The 1,393-nt window shown below is 64.8% G+C and carries 2 protein-coding genes; one reads left to right on the top strand and one right to left on the bottom strand.

The genetic code is table 11. The annotated features are described in order from the left end of the window. Positions 1 to 46: 46 nt before the first annotated feature. Positions 47 to 493, top strand: a complete 447-nt coding sequence (locus AB0J02_RS43595) for an SRPBCC family protein (protein WP_363199479.1) — start codon at positions 47 to 49, stop codon at positions 491 to 493. 15 nt (positions 494 to 508) lie between these two features. Here AB0J02_RS43595 and AB0J02_RS43590 read toward each other — a convergent pair. Then, positions 509 to 1,317 (bottom strand): IS5 family transposase gene (locus tag AB0J02_RS43590; protein WP_363199478.1). Its coding sequence is split into 2 segments (ribosomal slippage): positions 509 to 969 and positions 969 to 1,317, totalling 810 coding nucleotides; the frame shifts between segments, so codons are not numbered across the junction. Between the last annotated feature and the right edge of the window lie 76 nt (positions 1,318 to 1,393).

The following is a 1,393-nucleotide window of genomic DNA, read 5'->3' as shown; positions in this document are numbered from 1 at the left end:
GAGCTCGTAACACGATCATGGTGAGACGCGGTCTACCCTTGTTGGGGTGTCGTCCCTCGCTGTTACTGCTTCTTCGCACTCATCGGCGTCTCCCGCCGTCGTCTACGCGGCGCTCCTGGATGCAGAATCCTGGCCGTTGTGGTCCGCCTACGCCGACGTCGAGTGGGATGTGCCTGCGGGAGTCGACCGGCCGGCACGCGTGGATGACCTGCGCACCATCCGTTCCCTTACTGGGCGTGTGTGCTGCCGCGAGCGCGTCGTCGAGATGGTTCCCGACCAGCGGTTCAGCTACGAACAGGCCGCAGGACTGTTCACCTCTCATCGAGGGTCTGTGGACCTGGCCCGAGCCCCCCATGGCGGCACCGACATCACCTGGTCAGCGACCTACCGACACACCCTCCCTCTCCTGGACGTGCTCAGGAGACGGCATCTGCAGGTTTGGGTCCAGGATCTTGCGTCATACGCCAACTCGATCGTGAGCCGTAACTCCTAGAACTGCAGCGCAGATTCATGATCCGAACTTCTTCAGGCGTCTCCAGCAGATGAGGCTGCAGCCCAACGAGACCAAGGCGTCGTGGAGTTCGAGGCGTCGTTCCCATCGGATGGCGAGACGTTTGAACTGGTGGAGCAGGGCGAACGTCTGCTCGACGACGTAGCGGAGCTTGCCCAGGCCCTTGATGTTCGGGGCACCCTTGAGGGAGATGACCGGCAGGATCCTGCGGCGCCGCAGTTCCAGGCGTACGGCCTTCGAGTCGTATGCCTTGTCGCCCAGGACAGCCTCGGGGCGCCGTCGCGGTCGGCCGGGCCGGCCAGCGACGGGCGGGATGCCGTCGACCAGGTTGAGGGTCTGGGTGATGTCGTTGACGTTCGCCGCGGTGGTGATGACTTTGAGCGGGGTGCCGCGTCCGTCGCAGATCAGGTGGTGTTTGCTGCCCGTCTTCCGCCGGTCGACCGGCGACGGACCGGTATCGGCGCCCCCTTTTTCGCGCGGATGTGAGAACCATCCACGCAAGCCCGCGACCAGTCGAGCTCGCCCGCCGCGTTCAGCTCGGTGAGCAGGACCCGGTGCAGCCGGTCGAAAACCCCCGCCTTCTGCCACCGGTCCAGGCGGCGCCAGCACGTCTGTCCCGAGCCGAACCCCAGTTCCGGGGGTAGAAGTTGCCAGGCTATGTCGTTGTAGAGGACGAACAGGATGCCCTGGAGACAGAGCCGGTCCGACACCGGCCGAGGCCCCGGTGACCGCTCCGGCCACGGAGGCAACAACGGCTCGATCAGCGCCCACAACTCATCGTCCACGATCCATGGTCGAGTACCCACACCATCACGAACGGCCGAATCTTCACACCCGTCACGGCCAACCAGCACGTTTCACCAAGATCGTGTTACGAGCTCT

The sequence above is a fragment of the Streptomyces sp. NPDC050264 genome (assembly GCF_040655895.1).
Lineage (GTDB): Bacteria > Actinomycetota > Actinomycetes > Streptomycetales > Streptomycetaceae > Streptomyces.
This window is presented reverse-complemented; position numbering and strand designations above follow the sequence as displayed.